General features: G+C 44.8%; 14 protein-coding genes and 1 pseudogene. 7 read left to right on the top strand and 8 right to left on the bottom strand.

Annotated elements, in window-relative coordinates:
- Positions 1–62: 62 nt before the first annotated feature.
- The 5 genes from BACCOPRO_RS10100 (at position 63) to BACCOPRO_RS10080 (ending at position 6156) form a co-directional block, all read left to right on the top strand.
- Positions 63–1046 (top strand): metallophosphoesterase family protein, encoded by a 984-nt coding sequence (locus BACCOPRO_RS10100; RefSeq protein ID WP_008143314.1) that lies wholly within the window; start codon positions 63–65, stop codon positions 1044–1046.
- 6 nt (positions 1047–1052) lie between these two features.
- A complete protein-coding gene (locus BACCOPRO_RS10095) occupies positions 1053–2165 on the top strand; it encodes a glycoside hydrolase family protein (protein WP_008143313.1) in 1113 nt (370 codons plus the stop codon).
- 176 nt (positions 2166–2341) lie between these two features.
- Positions 2342–3271 (top strand): alkaline phosphatase family protein, encoded by a 930-nt coding sequence (locus BACCOPRO_RS10090; RefSeq protein WP_008143312.1) that lies wholly within the window; start codon positions 2342–2344, stop codon positions 3269–3271.
- Positions 3272–3283: 12 nt separating this feature from the next.
- Positions 3284–4378, top strand: a complete 1095-nt coding sequence (locus tag BACCOPRO_RS10085) for an SGNH/GDSL hydrolase family protein (protein ID WP_008143311.1) — start codon at positions 3284–3286, stop codon at positions 4376–4378.
- 362 nt (positions 4379–4740) lie between these two features.
- Positions 4741–6156: a sulfatase-like hydrolase/transferase gene (locus BACCOPRO_RS10080; RefSeq protein WP_246497820.1), complete on the top strand. Its 1416-nt coding sequence runs from the start codon at positions 4741–4743 to the stop codon at positions 6154–6156.
- Positions 6157–6261: 105 nt separating this feature from the next.
- Here BACCOPRO_RS10080 and BACCOPRO_RS10075 read toward each other — a convergent pair whose 3' ends face one another.
- Positions 6262–7161 (bottom strand): serine O-acetyltransferase, encoded by a 900-nt coding sequence (locus tag BACCOPRO_RS10075; protein WP_008143309.1) that lies wholly within the window; start codon positions 7159–7161, stop codon positions 6262–6264.
- A gap of 282 nt (positions 7162–7443) precedes the next feature.
- Complete coding sequence (gene rnr, locus BACCOPRO_RS10070; RefSeq protein WP_040311361.1) at positions 7444–9594, bottom strand: ribonuclease R; 2151 nt, start codon at positions 9592–9594, stop codon at positions 7444–7446.
- Positions 9595–9834: 240 nt separating this feature from the next.
- Here rnr and BACCOPRO_RS10065 point away from each other — a divergent pair, with 240 nt between their 5' ends.
- Both BACCOPRO_RS10065 and BACCOPRO_RS10060 read left to right on the top strand, forming a co-directional pair.
- A complete protein-coding gene (locus tag BACCOPRO_RS10065; RefSeq protein ID WP_040311417.1) occupies positions 9835–10845 on the top strand; it encodes an NAD-dependent epimerase/dehydratase family protein in 1011 nt (336 codons plus the stop codon).
- Positions 10836–11810 carry a phosphatase PAP2 family protein gene (locus BACCOPRO_RS10060; protein ID WP_008143305.1) on the top strand — a complete coding sequence of 325 codons (975 nt, stop codon included), beginning with the start codon at positions 10836–10838 and terminating at the stop codon, positions 11808–11810. The genes BACCOPRO_RS10065 and BACCOPRO_RS10060 overlap by 10 nt, the downstream gene beginning before the upstream one ends.
- A gap of 112 nt (positions 11811–11922) precedes the next feature.
- Here the strand turns inward: BACCOPRO_RS10060 and tnpB are convergent.
- The 6 genes and pseudogenes from tnpB to BACCOPRO_RS10030 all read right to left on the bottom strand — a co-directional run bounded on the left by tnpB (position 11923) and on the right by BACCOPRO_RS10030 (position 19221).
- Positions 11923–12262 (bottom strand): annotated as a pseudogene (gene tnpB, locus BACCOPRO_RS10055) (IS66 family insertion sequence element accessory protein TnpB).
- 1 nt (position 12263) lies between these two features.
- Positions 12264–12632, bottom strand: a complete 369-nt coding sequence (locus BACCOPRO_RS10050) for a hypothetical protein (RefSeq protein ID WP_173585530.1) — start codon at positions 12630–12632, stop codon at positions 12264–12266.
- Between the two features lie 288 nt (positions 12633–12920).
- Complete coding sequence (locus BACCOPRO_RS10045; protein ID WP_008143296.1) at positions 12921–13247, bottom strand: hypothetical protein; 327 nt, start codon at positions 13245–13247, stop codon at positions 12921–12923.
- Complete coding sequence (locus tag BACCOPRO_RS10040) at positions 13231–13494, bottom strand: hypothetical protein (protein ID WP_156321746.1); 264 nt, start codon at positions 13492–13494, stop codon at positions 13231–13233. Before BACCOPRO_RS10040 ends, BACCOPRO_RS10045 begins: the two co-directional genes overlap by 17 nt.
- Positions 13495–14069: 575 nt before the next feature.
- Positions 14070–16052 (bottom strand): RagB/SusD family nutrient uptake outer membrane protein, encoded by a 1983-nt coding sequence (locus BACCOPRO_RS10035; RefSeq protein ID WP_008143291.1) that lies wholly within the window; start codon positions 16050–16052, stop codon positions 14070–14072.
- Positions 16053–16068: 16 nt separating this feature from the next.
- Positions 16069–19221 carry a SusC/RagA family TonB-linked outer membrane protein gene (locus BACCOPRO_RS10030; protein WP_008143290.1) on the bottom strand — a complete coding sequence of 1051 codons (3153 nt, stop codon included), beginning with the start codon at positions 19219–19221 and terminating at the stop codon, positions 16069–16071.
- Positions 19222–19557 lie beyond the last annotated feature (336 nt).

Raw genomic sequence — 19557 nt, 5'->3', positions numbered from 1 at the left:
TCGTTATACCAAATGATTGCCTGGATAAGCGAAGGATATAGAATACTAAATTAATTGATATTATGAAAACTAAATTGTTTTATGGCATTTTCATTGTGTTGAGTATGTGGGGATTGTACTCTTGCAAACAAGCAGAGAAACCCATTAAATTTGCTATTGTTTCCGATCTTCATGCTCCCGATCTTCCTGATGGGCGTGAACGTATGCAGGCTGTAGTGGATGCAGCTAATGCAGAGAATGTAGACTTTTTGATTCAGTTGGGCGATTTTATTCGTCTGGACAGTGTCAGCCAGCCTTTGCAGAAAGTATGGGATCAGTATAAAGGAGAAAAGTATCATGTTCTGGGAAATCACGACCTGGATAAATATTCCAAAGAAGAGTTTGTTGCCGGATTCGGCATGCCGGGCCGTTATTATTCTTTTGACAAGGGTGATTTCCATTTTATTGTGCTTGACGGAAATAATTTGTTTGATGAGGGGAAATATATTCCTTATAATAAAGCCAATTATTATGTAGACAGCCGTAAGCGGGCCTTTATGGATCCTGAACAGATGGAATGGCTGAAAAAGGATCTGGCGTCAACAATCAAACGCTGCATTCTTTTTTCTCACCAGAGTATAGACAGAGCAATGAATAATGGATATGATGTACGCGACATTCTGGAAGCTGAAAACAAGAGAGCCGGATTTACAAAAGTTGTTGCTGCATTTAGCGGTCACAATCACAGCAACTATACGGATGTGATTAACGGGATTACTTATGTTCAGATCAACAGTGCCTCGTATGTTTGGGCAGATTGTGAAACCCAGACTGAGAAGAGATATCCGGCAGAAATCAATGACAAATATTCTCTGTTGAAATATTCATTGACCTTCGACAAACCTTTGTATGGCATTGTGACACTTGATCATAACGGACTTTCCATGAAGGGTACGGAAGCAAAATTCTTGCCGCCGACTCCTTCAGAAATCGGCTTGCCGGAGAAGTTGGGCAGCTTTCCTTTGGTATCTTTCATAAAAGACGTGTTTGTTGATTTCAAAGATTAAGCTTTCATGAAAAGATCTTTATTGCTGTTTCTTCTTAATGTATTGATTATAAGTTTTTTCTCTCAAGAGGTGTTCTCTCTGTCCGATAATTCAGGACAGAGAGACATCTCTTCTTTTGTGAAAAAGGACGGGAGAGAAAATCCGGCGACAGACGATTTTCTGACAAATGAAGAGGACACCGGATTGGAGTCTTGTCAGGATATTCTTGCCAGAGAGAATGAACTTACCTTCTCTGATAAGATCATGAAGGTAAAGGCAGAAAATATTTTTCGTGATTCCACTTTTTATCATTGGTGCAGTTCGGTGATTAAGGGGGAAGACGGAAAATATCATTTGTTTTATTCCCGTTGGAAACGGACATACACTTTTTATGCCTGGCTGACTCATTCGACCATAGCACATGCTGTGGCAGATCATCCGGCTGGGCCTTATCACTATCAGAATACCGTTCTTGATTTCGAAAAGGATGTATACCGGAAAGGAGATATGATAACGGCTCATAATCCTAAGATTAAATATTTTGAGGGGAAATATTATCTTTATTTTTGCAGTACGTCTTTAGACAGAGATATCTCTAATGAAGAATTGATAGAGACAGCCCGGGGTGGTTATTCTCATAAGAACTGGCAACCTTTGAGGGTCAATCAGCGTACGTTTGTTGCTTCTTCCGAGAGTCTGAATGGAGAATTTTCAATTAATGAAAAGCCTTTGCTGGAACCTGACGGACCGATTGAAACATTAGTTGTAAATCCTGCAATCGTACAAGGAGTTGATAAACGCTATTATTTGATTGTGAAAGGGGACAAGCCTGGTTCTACCAAATTTGAACGTAATCAGGCTGTTGCTGTTTCCAGTTATCCGGATAGGGGATTTGTTCTTCAGGATAAGCCGGTTATTCAGGACTGGGATACGGAGGACATGTCTTTATGGTGTGATCAGAAGAATTCTGTTTATTATGCTTGCTTTCATGCACATACTTATATAGGAATGATGGTTTCTTCCAATGGCCTGGACTGGAAGAAAGCTTTGGACTTCAAGATTATGAAAAAGGAGATTCCATTGTATGGGGGAGGTTGTATTTTGCCTGACCGGATGGAACGTCCCTTTGTTTTTTTTTGAAAATAATGCTCCCAAAGTATTATCTTTGGCAGTGAAAAAAGCAGATGATGCATATATTGTTTTTGTTCCTTTAAAGTAAAAACTTTGCAAAGTAGTAAATGAGGTGAACTTTGTGTTGAAGGGAACATTTATTCTGATGGGAAATAAGGGTTATAAACATTTAAAGAATTTATATTATGAAAAAATTGTATTTAGTCGTTTGGAGCATCTTGTCATGCGTCCTTTTGTCTTGTAGTGGAAGTGAGAATGGAAAGTCTCTGCCGAATCCTCCGAAGCATATTGTTCTTGTCGGTTTCGACGGCTTGAGTTCATACAGCCTGAATAATGGTGCGGAAATGCCTCAGTTCCGCAGTATGATGCAGGATGGCTGTTACACTTTGGAAAACCGTTCGGTTCTTCCTTCTTCAAGTGCCGTCAACTGGGCTTCGATGTTTATGGGAGCAGGTCCGGAACTTCACGGATATACTGAGTGGGGTAGTTCTACACCTGACCTGCCTTCTCGGGTTCTCAACGAACATGGTATATTTCCGGATATCTACAGTGGTATCAGAGCCAAATATCCTGATGCAGAACTTGGTTTCTTCTATGAATGGAATGGCATGAAATACCTGGTTGATACTTTGGCCATTAATCATGTTCAGCCTTTGAATCTGTCTGCTGAAAACTCCAAAGAAGAACTGAAGGATGTATTGTCTTACCTCAAGGAGAAGAAACCGATGTTTTGTTCGGTTATTTTCGGTGAGCCGGATGGTGCCGGACATAGCAAAGGTTGGGAATCAGAAGATTATTTTAAGATGCTGACTCATCTGGATCAGGCTCTGGCACTGATCGTATCTGCAGTAAAAGAGGCCGGAATGATGGACGAGACCGTATTTATACTCTCTGCCGATCATGGGGGAAAAGGAACCGGTCATGGCGGTAAGACGATGAATGAGATGCAGACACCGATTGTCTTTTATGGAAAAGGTATCAAGCAGGGTGCTCAGATTACCGAAAGTACAATGGTGTATGATATTGCAGGTACTGTGGCATTTATGCTGGGAGTTGAACAACCGCAGGTATGGATTGCCCGACCTATCAAGAGTGCCTTTAATGAGAAGTTTTAAAAAGTGACTGATATGAAACATTCTTTGGGAATTTTAGCTGTTCTTTTGTGGAGCAGTGTCCAGATTTTTGCACAGACTGACTGGTATAATCCTTTTGGTAAAGGGGAAATCCCTGTACAGGGACGTTGCTGGAATGAAGAGATCGGTGCAAAATATCATCGTCTTCCGGACCGTGCAGAGAAGGTGGTACGGAAAGCTTTGTGGGATTTGTCCTGTCAGAGTGCAGGCTTGTATATTAAGTTCAAGACAAATGCATCGAAAATACAGGTGAAATACACGGTTACATCTGGCTTTTCTATGCCGCATATGCCGGCAACGGGAGTCAGTGGAGTCGATTTGTACATGAAGGATGCTGACGGACAGGCTTTATGGTGTGCCGGAAAATATTCTTTTGGAGATACGGTACGTTATACATATGATAATCTTACTTATCCTCGTCAGTCGGACAAAGGAAATGAATTCTGTCTTTACCTGCCTCTTTACAATGGAGTAAACCTGATGGAAATAGGTGTACCGGCCGGAAGTCATTTTGAGTTTGCTGCTCCGTCAAAGAAGAAGCCTGTAGTGATTTATGGAACATCCATTGCGCAGGGAGCATGCGCCTCGCGTCCCGGTATGGCCTGGACCAATATTCTGCAAAGAAAGCTCGATTTCCCTGTGGTCAATCTGGGATTTTCCGGAAACGGACGCTTAGAGGAGGAGTTTTTCAGACTGCTGGCTGAGACTGATGCGTCTTTGTTTGTTATCGACTGTATGCCTAATATGACAGAAGATGACCGGGTTGGACTGATTGCGGATCGGATGGCGAAAGGAATACGCATCTTGCGTGAAAAAAGTCAGGCACCGATTCTGCTGGTTGAACATGACGGATATATGGGATATCGGGTTTCGGATGCGGAAAGAAGCAGATTTGAAAAAACCAATGAACAGCTTCGTCTCTGCTATCAGGAACTCAAGCAGAAGGTGGATGGACTGTATTATATGACTTTTGAGGAACTGGGATTGAGCATGGACAGTCAGGTGGATGGAGTGCATGCTACTGACCTGGGTATGTTTCAGTATGCGGAAGCATATTCCCGGAAGATTGCAAAGATCCTGTTCCCGTAAGATCTTTTTTCCCACGATGAGGCAGAAGTATATGGTAAACAGAAGTGTTTTCTTAGGATGAAACAGGAGTTTTTTCTAGCTGAAACTTTTTGTTCCACCAGTTGAAACTGAAAGTTCCACTAATAGAAAATAAAAGTTTCACCAGCAGAAAACAGAAGTTTCTTCAAGACGAAACAAAAGTTTCACCGGCATGATACAACAGAATCGTCTGTGTTATGCCGATGAATCGTCCTTTTGATGCTGGCGGAGAGTATGGAGAAATTTAACTGTGTATTGTCGTAATTGAAAAGATCTGATATATGAAAATAGGTTTGATTGGAGGATTGCTTTTAGTGCCTGCAGGTATATATGGGCAGACTAAAATGGAGAGTCCTAATGTTGTGATTATTGAAGCGGATGATCTGGGCTTCGGAGATCTGAGCTGTTATGGTGCGACTGCCATTCAGACATCCGGAATGGATCGTCTGGCCAACGAGGGATTGCGTTTTACTGATGCTTATTGTACGGCGGCAACTTCTACTCCCAGCCGCTATTCTCTGTTGACGGGAATGTATCCTTGGAGTAATCCTCAGGCAAAGATTCTTCCGGGAAATGCTGCTCTGATCATAGATACTCACCGGATCACTTTGCCGAAGATGATGCGTTCTGCCGGATATGTAACTGGCGCTGTGGGAAAATGGCATCTTGGGCTTGGAGATGGTGCTGTGGATTGGAATCAGCCGATTTATCCGGGAGCCAAAGAAGTCGGCTATGATTATTCGTTCATACAGGCTGCAACTAATGACCGGGTTCCATGTATTTTTATTGAAAATGGAAAAGGAGTAGGTTTGTCTGCGGATGATCCGTTGTACGTAAATTATCGTATGAACTTTCCCGGAGAACCGACCGGCAAGGATAATCCGGAACTGTTACGGATGCATCCGAGTGTGGGGCATGGAGGATCGATCGTGAACGGAGTGCCGCGTATCGGATTCCAGAAGGGAGGCAAGGCTGCGCAATGGCGCGATGAAGACATGGCTGAGCTTTTCCTGGAGAAAGCCAAACATTTCCTTCAGGAAAATCAGAACCGTCCTTTCTTTCTTTATTATGGGCTTCATCAGCCTCATGTTCCCCGGGTTCCTAATGAACGGTTTATCGGGAAAAGTGGCATGGGGCCTCGCGGGGATGTGATTCTTGAAGCCGACTGGTGCGTTGAGGAATTCTTGAAGGAGCTGGACCGGCTGAATCTTACGGATAATACTCTGGTTATTCTGACCAGCGATAATGGTCCTGTTCTGGACGACGGATATCAGGATCAGGCTGAAGAGCTGGTAGGCAGTCACAAGCCTGCCGGGCCTTATCGGGGATGGAAAACAATGAGGTATGCCGGTGGTACCTGTATTCCTTTCATTGTACGTTGGCCGGGAGTTGTTGAACCGGGAGTATCAGATGCTTTTGTCTGTCAGATGGATTTGCTGGCTTCTTTGGCTTCTCTGGTGGGACAGAGTTATCCGGATCGTACCGACAGCCAGAATACTTTACAGACCTTCCTGGGAAAGAACAGAAAAGGGCGTAATGAGCTGGTTATTGAAGGTATGCTGGATTATGCTTACCGGCAAGGGGACTGGGTAATGATTCCTCCTTATCCCGGGGAAAACAGAACATACGAGTTGTATAATATCCGGAAAGATCCGGAACAGAAGAATGATTTGTCTGAATCAGAGCCTAAGGTATTGCGCCGGATGATGATGCGCTTTGAGGAACTGAAAAGAGAAACAGGCAAGAAGACAAACTTTTAAGCCTGATCCTGTTTCAGGGGGATTTCAGATCCCCCTGAAGCAGGATTCAGAAGCTCTCTTTGAATATTTTCAGGATAATGATATTTCCAGGCGCGTTCGAAAGGGTTACTCTTTTCGCTGAACGATACGCATTCCCGGAGCCACACTTTCGGTGACCCAGATATTTCCTCCTATAATTGCTCCGCGGCCGATGGTAATGCGTCCCAGGATAGTGGCATTGGAATAAACGATTACTTCATCTTCCAGGATAGGATGGCGTGGAATTCCCTTGATGGGATTGCCTTGTTCATCCAGCGGGAAACTTTTGGCTCCCAGGGTTACTCCCTGATAGAGTTTTACATGATTTCCGATGATACAGGTTGCTCCGATCACGACACCGGTACCATGGTCAATGGTAAAATGATGGCCGATCTGTGCTCCCGGATGGATGTCAATGCCGGTTTCTGAATGTGCCATTTCTGTAATGATGCGTGGAATTAACGGAACATTCAGCATATACAGTTCGTGAGCAATCCGGTAATTGGTTATGGCCCGGATGATGGGGTAGCAACAGATGATTTCACCGAAACAGGTAGCTGCCGGATCTCCATAATAGGCTGCTTCTACATCTGTGGCCAATGTATGTCGGATGGATGGCAGCCGGCTGATGAATTGTGCGGCCAGGCGGGTGGCACTTTCTCTGCAAGGTTCGTTCTCATTATTGTCCAGTCCATTGTTTTCCACTCCGAAACATAAGCCGGCCTGAATTTGCTCGGTCAGCAGACCAAACAGTTCTTCAATGTTAACTCCAATGTGGTAATTGATGGTACGGCTGTTGATGGCAGGATTACCGAAGTATCCTGGAAACAGAATGGCACGTGCCAGCTCCACAATGTGATGCAGTGTTTTTCCGGAGGGCAAGGGTTCACCATCTTTGTATTGATGGAAAAGCCCCTGATAGGACAGGCTGTCAGAAAGCTCGTCGACGGCTTGTGTCAGTATAGGAGTGTAATCAAATGGGCTCATAGGCTTGTTGATAAGTTTGTTATTTGGCAAAAATAGTGTATTTTTGCGTAAATATATTATGATATGGTAGTAAATAAGAAAAATCCGTTTGCTTTTAAGGCTAAGCAGGCAGGAAAAAAGAAAAGCAGTGGAAAACGTGTGGGCAAATCTCGTCCCGAGAAAGCAAATAATCAGTTGAACCGGAGGGTAAAATAAGTTGCCCGAAGGGAAAAGGCTGGATATAGAAAAACCACCATCGCTCGATACATCGTGGCAATGGTGGTTATAATTGTTTCTTGTTTTTTATTCGTCAGCCAGGGTAAAGTCCAGTTGTTTCTTTTCCAGATTGGCCCGTGCTACCTTGATCTTGACGGGATCTCCTAAGCTGAATTTGCGATGAAAGCGTCTGCCGATCAGACAATAGTTTTTCTCGTCAAACTCATAATAATCATTGCCCAGATCTCTCATCGGTATCATGCCCTCACATTTGTTTTCGTTGATTTCCACATACAATCCCCATTCGGTTACTCCGGAAATCACTCCTTCAAAAACTTGTCCGATCCGTTCACTCATGAATTCCACTTGCTTGTACTTAATGGAAGCACGTTCGGCACTGGCGGCTGTCTGTTCCATGGCAGAACTGTGTTCACAAAGAGTTTCATATTTGTCTGCCTGAGCGGTTCTTCCTCCTGCCAGATAACGGGTCAGCAACCGGTGAACCATCAAATCCGGATAACGGCGGATCGGTGAGGTGAAATGGGTATAAAAGTCAAATGCCAGTCCGTAATGCCCGATGTTATAGATTGAATAGCGGGCCTTCTGCATGGCTCGTAGGGAAACGGTTTCAATCAGATTCTGTTCTTTTTTGCCTTCAATGTCCCCTAACAGCCGGTTAATGGACTTGGATACTTCGTTTTTACTTCCTCCGGTGCGGATCTTGTAGCCGAAGCGTGCAATAAACTGATTCAGATTATCCAGTTTATCCGGGTCCGGAAGATCATGGATACGGTAAGGGAATACTTTAGGCTTCCGGTTCTTAGGCACCTTACCAATATGTTCAGCTACGGTCCGGTTGGCCAGCAACATAAACTCTTCGATCAGTTTGTTTGCTTCTTTGGAGACTTTGAAGTAGACGCTGACAGGTTTTCCCTTTTCGTCGATTTCAAACTTCACTTCGCAACGGTCGAAATTGATTGCTCCGGCAGCCAGTCGTTTCTCACGCAGGATTTGTGCGAGACGGTTCAGTTCCAGAACTTCTTCTTTATAGTCTCCTTCACCGGTTTCAATGATATTCTGGGCTTCTTCGTAAGTGAAACGTCTGTTGGAACGGATTACCGTATGACAGATGCGGTAATTTTTTACTTCTGCTTTTTCGTTCATATCGAAGATTACCGAATAGGCCAGTTTCTCTTCGTCAGGGCGGAGGGAGCAGATGAAGTTACACAAACGTTCTGGAAGCATCGGAATGGTGCGGTCTACCAGATATACGGAAGTGGCACGTTTGGCAGCTTCTTTATCAATAATGCTTCCTTCCTTGACATAGTGTGATACGTCTGCAATGTGCACACCGACTTCCCATAATCCGGGTTTCAGCTGTCTGATGGAAAGCGCATCGTCAAAGTCTTTTGCGTCTTTGGGGTCAATGGTAAATGTCACCACGTCGCGGAAGTCTTCACGTTCGGCATAGTCTTCAGGAGTGATTTCAGCCGAAAGTTTGTCAGCTGCAGCTTCCACATTCTGCGGATAAGTGTAAGGCAAGCCATATTCCGCCAGAATCGCATGCATTTCGGTGGTATTGTCTCCGGCTTTTCCTAAGATATCAACAACCTCTCCGAACGGGTTTTTGGCTTCCTCCGGCCACTCTATGATTTTAACAACTGCTTTGTCTCCATCTTTTCCGCCCTTCAGCTTTTCCTTGGGAATAAAAATATCGTTTGCCAGCGTGTTGGTTTCTGTCAGCAGGAATGCATAATTCTTGCTGACCTTCAAAGTGCCGACAAAGTTGGTTTCAGCTCTTTGAAGGATTTCTATAACCTGTCCTTCCAGTTCATGACGTTTCCGTTTGGCGCAAAGGCTGATTTTCACTTTGTCATTATTCATGGCATGTGCAGAATTGCGTTCTGCCACAAAGATGGGTTCTCCTCCTTCGTCCGGAATGAAAAGGTTCTTTCCGTTACTTTTCCGTTGGAAGGTTCCTGTGAGAATCTGACCTTTATCGTTAAGCTTGTAGCGTCCTTTTTCTGTTTCAATGAGGAAATTATCCTCTGCCATTTCTTCGATGATTTCTGCGCAAAGCATCTTCAATGGATGAGTGGTGAGTTTCAACCCTTGGAACAACTGCTTGAGATTGATTGATTCAGTCGGCCTGATGCGGAAGTAACTGATGATCAGTTCCACCAGTTCTTTCTTTTTCATGCGTTTTCCGCCTTTTTTTTCTTTCTTTTTCTTAGCCATGTTAATTCCTTTTTGATGATTTACTACAAAGTAAACAAAATAAATGGAAAGGTGGATGAATAACTGTCTATATTTTAAGTGAAAGAACTGAAAAACTATTATCTTTGCCACTAAATTTAATCAAAAATCAATATTGATGAAGCATGAATGTCATAAGGCCGTCCGGAAGTGTTTGAACTGTTGCTTGCCTGTGGAAAAACTCTTTTCCTGATCATGCGGATTCATCAAAACAGGAAACCAATGAAAGAAAGAATATTAGTGACCGGCGCCAGCGGGTTCATTGGCAGTCATCTGGTGGATGAGGCTTTGGAACGCGGGATGCAGGTGTGGGCCGGAGTACGCGGGAGAAGCAGCCGTCGTTATCTGTCAGACAGTCGGCTGAATTTTGCGGAACTGGATTTGACTGACTCTGATTCTCTGGAGGCTCAGCTGGCTCTTCATAAGCGTAAGCACGGAGGATGGGATTATATTATCCATTGTGCGGGCGTAACCAAATGTCTGGACAAAGCTGATTTTGAGATTGGAAACTTCTGGGCTACCCGTAATCTGATAGAGACATTGCAACGCCTGGACATGGTTCCCAAATGTTTTGTCATGCTCAGTTCGCTTAGTGTGTTCGGCCCGGTGAGAGAAGATGACCGGACTCCTATTGAACCGTCTGATACTCCTTGTCCGGATACAGCATATGGACTCAGTAAACTGCATACAGAGGAGTACCTTCGTTCTCTTCCTGAATTTCCTTATGTCATTCTTCGTCCTACGGGAGTTTATGGCCCTCGTGAACGTGATTATTTGTTGATGGCACAGGCCGTGAAACGACATGTTGACTTTGGTGCCGGTTTCCGGCGTCAGGATCTGACTTTCGTGTATGTAAAGGATTTGGTTCAGGCCGTTTTTCTGGCGCTGGAAAAGGGCGTCGTACGTCGTGAATGGTTTGTAACCGACGGAAAGGTGTATGACTCGCGTGCCTTTGCCGAACTGATCCGGAAGGAACTGGGAAATCCGTGGATGATTCATCTGACCTGTCCTTTGGTGATTCTTCGTGCTATTTCCTGGGTCTGTGAGCTGGTGAGCAAATTCACACGCAAGCCTGTCACACTGAATGGAGATAAATATAAGATTATGCGTCAGCGTAACTGGAAGTGCAACATCCGTCCTCTGGAAGAAGAACTGGGATATCAGCCGCAGTATCCTTTGGAACGTGGAGTAAAAGAAACCATGGACTGGTATAAGAAGGAGGGATGGCTGTGAAATTGTTTGAACGTGTAGAGAGCGGAAAAGGACTGTTTGCGGTAGAAAGTATAAGTCTGATATATAATGCCCTGACGTCCTTGCTGATATTGTTGTTATTCCCGAGAATGGATCATCCGGGAGTAATGTTGCTGGAACGTGCCGGTATTGTGGCACTTACTTTCGGTTTGATTGCATTGTATCAGACTTTTCCTTGCCGTCTGACTGCTTTTGTGCGGATGGCCGTACAAATGTCACTCTTAGCTTACTGGTATCCGGATACTTTTGAGTTTAATCGTTTATTCCCGAACCTGGATTATATCTTTGCTACAGTTGAGCAGGGACTGTTCGGGTGTCAGCCATCCGTAGAGTTCAGTAAACATTGTCCGTCTATTTGGTTCAGTGAGCCGTTCAATATGGGATATTTCTTTTATTATCCTATGATTCTGGTGGTGACGGTGTGGTATTTCCTGACGCATTTTGAATGGTTTGAAAAAATCTGTTTTGTACTGGTTACCTCATTTTTTATTTATTATTTATTTTACATCCTTGTTCCGGTGGCTGGTCCGCAATTTTATTTCCCGGCTATTGGTATGGATAAAGTGAATGCCGGAATATTTCCTCCGATTGGAGATTATTTCAACTGGAATGATTATCTGGTTCCGGGGCCCGGTTACGATCAGGGATTCTTTTATCAGCTGGTGGAAGCATCCCAGGAAGTCGGTGAACGTCCGACGGCAGCTTTCCCAAGTTCGCATGTTGCGATCTCTACCATTGTTATGATCATGGCCTGGAGAGTGAGCCGGAAGCTGGCGGCGGTACTTGCTCCTTTTTATGTTTTGCTTTGTTGTGCTACGGTATATATCCAGGCACATTATCTGGTTGATTCACTGGTAGGGTTAGTGAGTGCTTTCTTCGTTTATCAGCTGGCAACTCTGATGTATAAACGCTGGTTTATTTCGCCAGTGTTCCGGTTAATGGGATAATGAACAGATAAGGAATAAAAAACAGAAGAAGGTGTGTCAAAATTCGCACCTTCTTTTTTATGCCCAAAGAAGGTGCATCGGGTATTACGACACACCTTCAAAAATGGGCTTTTTAAGGGACGACTACATACATCCTGTCCACTACGATGCTTTCCGTCAGGTAAGCCATGTCAGACCACTGTATCCGGTAGCATTTGGAAACTTCATCAAACACAGGTTTCTTGAACTTTCCCATAACAGGACGTTTCTCGTAAAGCACATAAAAACCGCGTTCGTAATGAAGTATCTTCACAACCTTCCGGTTCCGGGACATGAACATATATACATTGGATGCATCGCTCGGGTCAAGTGACATCTCTTCCCTTATACTCTCACACAAACGGGATGCCTTTCCGTAAATCCACATTACCGTTGAACAGGTAATAGTTCAGGTTAGCACTCAGTCCAAGCATATCATCCTATCATTTTATTAAGCAACAGACTCAAATCAAGAACTGTGGTGTTTCTCAGGAACAATGTGGCACCTGATGTCAATTGCAGTTTTACCCACTTAATCGGAGATTCACCTTCAGGTTGTTTCACCTCCAACTTTACGGTTGGACTGTTGCAAGGCTTGCCGGTTATCCGGACTTTGGCAACCTTGGGTTGCTCAACCTGAACTGTCTTGCCTAACTTTTCGCTCCATAGCTGATGACGCTGCCAGTTCATGAACTTGTCGTAATTTACTCCATAATCCGCACAGAGCTCACGAAGATCCTTGGTCTCACTGCATAACTGATAGAGGTCATATACCTCCTGGTAGTTTACTTTTTCTTTTGCCATAATCATTGTTGTTTAAGGGTTACGGCGCAAAGGTAGGTTTAGGGAACATGCGTGTCAAGGCGGAAAATAGAATGGTTACTTAATGTTTCTTCTGAAGCAATATTCTTTATAAGATCTCCATTTTTCTCACTTCTCCGGCTGTGTCACCGAAAAATGCGGATTCGGTGTATACTGCGCAAAGGTGACTTCCTTCATGCGTGCACCACATTGGGGTGCTCAGCCGCCACATCACCACATCATATTTCTAGAAGCCGTACTCATAAGACAAAACTATTCCAAAACTGGATTCTATTGAATGCTGAAAGTTCCCACGGGAATGGATGTAGCTGTAATAATACTCATGAAAAATATCCCATATTCTCCTTTTTCAATTTCCGATGCGGGAACGGTAAGTAAGCTTGTTCTCCGTATTTGTGTCCTGTAAAGTTTAAAAAAAACGCTTTTTTGCGCCTCTTCTGAGGCTAAAACGGCAGGCTCAAATTCAAACCATTGGATACGGCGCTGTTTTTTCAGCGTATTGAATTTTACAATGCGATAGATGCCGAGCGGATCTTCCTCATTGCTGCTTGACTTGATGAGTAAACGCACATCCTTGCCATCATAATTTATGGACATAGCTAGATGATTTTCCTGAAAAGATAACATCCATGCCGACGGAACCTGCCAGGAAACTGGCAGACGAAGCAACATCACCTACGCTGCTTGCTGTGGTCAGTACCTTGATACCTGTCATGGCACCTGATACATTATCGGAATTGACACCGATTACTGCACCTAATGCACCAGCTGAACCAGCTACATCGGCAACTTTCGAAATCTTATTGAGCAAACTTTTGGTCTTGGTTTCATGTTTACCTATCATTCCGTTTTCTTTCGGTAACAATTTCATGGTACTGTCACTGGTAAGGATGCAGTAACTGTTGACGAATTCAGGTTCTGCAACTGACACTTCTTGTGCTGACAACCGACCATAGTTCCTATAAGGAACAAAATGAATGTTGATACTTTTTTAACACTAATAATTCTCATAAGGTTTCGAGAAATTCAATTTATAAATAGAACTGTTATTTTACAGAGGAACATTAAGCTGTTCTCTGTGGTTTTTTATGCTAACTGGTTATTTTCTCAGGCAAAAATAGTTTAAAATTGATATTCGGCAAATCTTTTTGGCAATTTTTGCACATGTATCTTTTCCGTTTGTCCCCAAAAGGTCTATCTTACTTTTAATAGCTGGATATCTGTTGACTTTTGAAATTAAACCGAAAAAGTTTTGGCTTTAATTCTTGACTATTGCATCTGTGTGCATTCCCCGGCAGTGTCACCAGGAAATGCGGGTTCAAGGTATGCTGCGCAACGGTGATAGAAAAAATCTGTCGGGTAACAAGCAGAAGTCGGAACAACACTCCATCTGTCAAGTTGCTCCGACTTCTGTATAAGCTATTCATTAACCGTAGGCCATCCCGGGTTTTGGGTTAGATTCCTGTTCAGCAGAAGCTGTTCGGTAGGTACACAATACAAGTAGTATTTGTCAATCCATCCCTTCCCTTCCACTTTTGGACTGGGTTGAACATAGATATAACCTTCCCGGAGTGTCTCATCTTTCAAGCCTGTTTCGGTATTCAGGATACCATTGGTGTTGGCCGTATAGAGAGGATCGTCCATACTCCACCACATGCCTTTTTCCTGACGGTTGATGAAATAAGGAGCTTTGGCCCACCGGCGTACATCATAGAAGCCGAAACCTTCACCCATCAATTCAACTATGCGTTCGCGGCGGATTTCCCACAAAAGTGGTTCTACTTCATAGTCAGGCATTTCACCGGACCAGTGAGGATTGTTGCCCTTATCACGGTTCGGGTCGAACGAGGCGTCAATCTTGGCCACTTCCATGTCGGCTACACCGGCACGTTTACGAAGGCGATTGATAGAGATGTCGGCTGCAGCCTGGTCAAACTGTCCGAGTTCGCAAGCAGCTTCGGCATAGTTCAGAATTGCTTCTTCCACCTTAAAGATAGGCTTGTCAGAATCGCACATGGCTGAATTGTTGTTGCTCAATTCCCAGCCATTGTAGTTTTTCCACAGATAATAGCCCGATGCAGTACTGCAAGGTCCGTTGTCACCCCTGAGGTTAGGCATTTTCTTGATCAGATTACCTGCATTCCAGTTGCTGATGGGCAAACGTTTCATCTGCCCGGCCTTGCCGGGATTAGATACTGTAACATCCGCCCCCATAATATCAATGAACTTGCGGTATTTGGGATCACGGGTATCATATCCCCAGCTGCAGTTTGGGTTTTCAGCCGGTTTATCGGTGCCTCCCTGTATGACAGAGTAAGGAGGAGTCACCGTATGATACATACGCGGGTCTCTGTCGGTAAAGATGTCGTAGATGTCCTTGCTGGCTCCCTTATACTGTGTATTCTGTGCATTGGCTATGGGCAGACCGTTTTGGGTCAGATACATATCAGCCATATCTTGTGACAGCTGATAGACTGCCTGGTCATTCCGTTCGCGGAAATTGAACATGGAGGTCAGGAAGTCGGTCTTGTACTCTCTGTACAGAATCACGCCCGGCACATTGGCCAGACTGGGCGATGTCCACAGTTCGCCATAGCCGGCAGCCGGCTGACCGTCTGTACCGGTATAGAGTTCCGGATATTTGTTTATCAGTTCTTTCGATACCCGTACGCATTCCGTGAGGTATTTGTCTGCATCATTCAGACCGTGATATTTCCGCCAGGTACCTTCACGCAAGGTAAAGCGCGACAAGGCCATCTGGACACAAGCCTGATTGATGGCGTTTCTGCCATCTTGTTCTTCAAAATTACCGATGTGCTCTTCCGCCCATTTCAAACGGGTCAGGATGTTGTTGGCCACTTCATCACGCGGAGTACGCGGACCGTAAGGCTCATCGGTGTCGGGGTCGAGCACCTTATCAATCCAAGGCACATCACCGAAGCGGTTGATCAACTCCATATACCAGAAAGCGTGGAAGAAATATCCCACCGCTTGCCAGTGTTCTTTCTCGGCAGTAGGCATGGAAGAGGTTTCCAGTCCCTTCAGCATGATGTTGATGTGATAGATCCAGCCGAAATCCCAGCCGTTGCCCGAAGAGGACGGAGCTACCGTCTGGAAGGCATAGGCATTATATCCTCCCGGTGTACGGTTGGAGAAATAACCGGCATTCCGATCACCATTATATACCGACGCATAGCCGTGGTCATTGGGCGAGGTGGCAATGGTGGTATTGTAGAGGATGGCATAGCATGGCCACATATAGGCCTGGGTGGACTTATAGGATTCGAAAGCCGTCACTTCACTGATGGTGGTAGTTGGAGCTTTATCGAGAAAGCTGTCATTACATCCCGCAAAGCCTATGGCCAATGCGGCAATGGCTGTATATTTTGCAATCTTTTTCATGGTTCAATCGTAGGTTTTAGAGTGTAACATTAAGACCGAATGAAAGAGTACGGTAGAACGGGTATCCCCAGCTCAATCTCTCGGGGTCGTAGCCTTTAGGCAGTGAACTGATGGTGGCCAAATTTTCTGCGCTGACAAATACCTTCAGTGCACTGAGGCTGACTTTGCTGATCAGTGCCTTGGGGAAGGTATAGGCCAGGGTGATGTTCTTCAGACGCATGTAGGCACCGTTCTGCAGATACTTGGTGGACGCACGCTGGTTGGAACCATGGTTCTGCATATTGCTGTAGAGACGATACAGAGACGCATCGGGGTTCTTGGCTATCCAATATTCGCGGTCGTTTTCGGTGTACTGTCCGTCGCAGCTGCCCATCGGTTCCCAATAGTCGGTCTGGTTGTAGAACACCGGATAATAGGCTTTTGCACTGCCGCCGAAGGGGAAGAGTGACATGCCTCCGATCCATACATCACGCTTGGCAGTACCCTGCAGGATGGCGCTCAAAGAAAATCCCTTATAGCTTACTCCTAAATTGACTCCGAAGTTATAGCGCGGAGTGCTGTTTCCGATTACCTTTTGGTCTCCGGGACTATCTACCGTATTCAAGCCACTATTGATTTCGTTAGTACCCCGGTCATCGTTCAGATTCACAAATTTCTCGTCACCCGGACGCGGATTATATCCGTCAAGCGAAGCAACCCCGTCTTTCAGCTGCCAGGTACCGGGACCGTCAAAGTCATCAATGGTATAGAACCCGTCGCTTACATAACCCCAAATTTCACCTAATGTCTTTCCTTCGTAGTAATTCTGAGACAAGAGTTTGTCTTCATTGTTGCTGTATTTGGTAATTTTTGACTTATAATCATAGAGGTTGAAGCCTACGTTATACTTCCAGTCGCCAATCTGGTCACGCCAGTTTACGGCAATTTCCCAACCGCGTGTACGCATGTCAGCTGCATTCCGCATCGGAGCAGAAGTACCTACTACGGCAGGAAGCTGGATACCGGCTATCAGCATATCACGGGTAGTACGCTGGTACCAGTCGAAAGTCACCTGCAGGCGGCTGTTGAACATGGAAGCATCAAAACCGATATCCAAGGTTTCTACGGTTTCCCAGGTGAAGGAATTGGATACCAGACCGGGAGTACTGATGTAAGTAATGAATTCACCGTCTTTCAGCCAGTAGTTGCTGTTACCCACCGGCTGCATGGTAGAATAATAACCGTAGTTACCAATATTCTGGTTACCGATCTGTCCCCAGGATGCACGCAGTTTCAGGTCGCTTACATAATCCAATGCCTTTTCCATCCAGGCTTCCCGGGCAATGTTCCAACCGACAGAGAAGGACGGGAAGAACCCAAAGCGGTCATCCTTAGGAAACTTGGAAGAACCATCATAACGACCGTTGACCTCGAACAGGTAGCGGTCTTTATAATTATAATTGATACGATAGAATGCTCCCCGGATAGCGTAGTCGCTGTATGAGTTCTGAGGAATGATTTTTCCTGTGGCACTGGTGAATGACGGAGCCGAAGGAGCAATCATATCGTGCGTCTGTACGGAAATCCATGAATTCTGCTTACGTTCCTGGTTGAAACCGGCCATTACCTTGAACATATGGTCTTCCTTGATTGAGAAGTTATACGTACCATACAGGTTCAGGGCATTATAGTCTTCATGGTCTTCGCTCTTGAACAGATAGTCTGAAGTAACTGAATTATTGGAACCCAGCTGCTCTGTAGTATATTCCCACTTTTTGGCATAGTATGACTTCTGCCAGTTTTTTCGGTCGTAGGTATATTCACCCACCAGCTCCAGCCCCTTGATGGGACGCAGGATGGTGCGCAGGTAGATACGCGTGTTATCGGTGTCTGTCAGATACGGGTTGTTATAGCGGATCTGGTTTTCAGGAGTAATCAGAGGCAAGTCTTTGTCTACCGATGTATTGACCGAACCGGGCATCATACCTGAAGGATAGAACGAGATGTGATTCATACAGTAGATACCGTCACCGGAACCCATCGGTTCTGAGCGGTCTGCCACGGTATAACGGAAATCTGCCTCCTGTGTCAGCCAGTCGGTGATGTCTGCACTGATGAAAGAAGAGATGTTTTTACGCATGTAGGTATCTTTCGATTCAATCAGCGGCCCGTCTTCTTTGGTGAGACCGGCACTCAGACGGTAGCGCAGTTTTTCAGTACCTCCGTTGGCAGTCAGATTATGCGTCTGCATGAAGCTGGTTTCCTGAAAGGCCTTGTACACATCCTTGTCGTTCAGGTAATAGGGAGCACCGTCTTCACCGATATAGATACCGTCACCCACGGTAGGATAAGCAGCAGGATTTTCCTTATACCCGGCCAGGTATTCGCGCCACTTACTCACGGATCCGTTTCCGGCATAGTAAGTTTCAGAGAAACCGGCAGCCTGGTAAGCTCTCAGGTATTCGTCAAGGGAAGCCTGTTTGGGACTGTTGATAGAAGTCTGGAAACCAAAATTGGCGTTGTAGTTCAAGTTGAACTTTTCGCCTTTCTTGGCTTTTTTGGTGGTAATCAGGATAACACCGGCAGCTGCACGTGCACCATAGATGGCAGACGATGCCGCATCCTTCAGTACGGTGACGCTTTCAATATCTTCCGGATTCAGCAAGTCTATATCACCTTCGACGTTGTCAATCAGCACCAGCGGATTCATACCGTTGATGGATACTGTACCACGTATGTTGAAGCTTTTTGCTTCACCCGGTGATGCACCACCACTTACCATCAGGCCAGGCATAGAACCCTGCAGGGCATTCTTGACATTGGTTACAGGACGTTCGCCCAGCACATCGTCCATCTTGACCTGCGAAACCGAACCTGTCAGGTTGGCTTTTTTCTGCGAGCCGAAGCCTACCACCACGACTTCTTCCAACGTCTGGGAATCCTCTTTCAATGTGATGTTAAGCGGAGTTCCCTGCCATACGACTTCCTGGCTCACATAGCCGATGTAAGAAATCTGGATAACATCACCTCTCTTTACATTGTTAAGGGTGAAATCACCGTCAAGACCTGTAATGGTACCATTGGTACTTCCCTTTACAACAACGGACGCACCGATGACAGTTTCTCCCTGATTGTCCTTTACTACACCTTTACATACACCGTCTTGTTGTGTAATATCACTGTGTATCAATGTGTTATAGGGGGGGTAAAAGCGGATGCCGTTCCCGTAGAAGCACCCCAAAAGGCAAACAGCATGCCTACAGTTTTAAATCGATCTAACATGGTTTTAAATTTAAATTAATACAAGGTCAGTTATGTTTATTGTCTCTATTCTAATAAACGGGTATCTGTTATTTGTTTAGGATTAATTTCTTTCTATTAAAATAGATTTAATAAAACGATGCAAATATATATAAAACTTACAAAACAACATATTATATGGATGTTTTTTTTAGCAATACTTCGGTAAATTTTTACCGAAAGATTAAAAGTTAAACAATAGAACCGGCAGAAGCTAGTCCGAAAA

The organism is Phocaeicola coprophilus DSM 18228 = JCM 13818 (assembly GCF_000157915.1).
In the GTDB taxonomy this organism is placed as follows: Bacteria; Bacteroidota; Bacteroidia; order Bacteroidales; family Bacteroidaceae; genus Phocaeicola; species Phocaeicola coprophilus.
The sequence above is the reverse complement of the archived record's forward strand: the minus strand, read 5'-3'. Positions and strand labels throughout refer to the sequence as shown.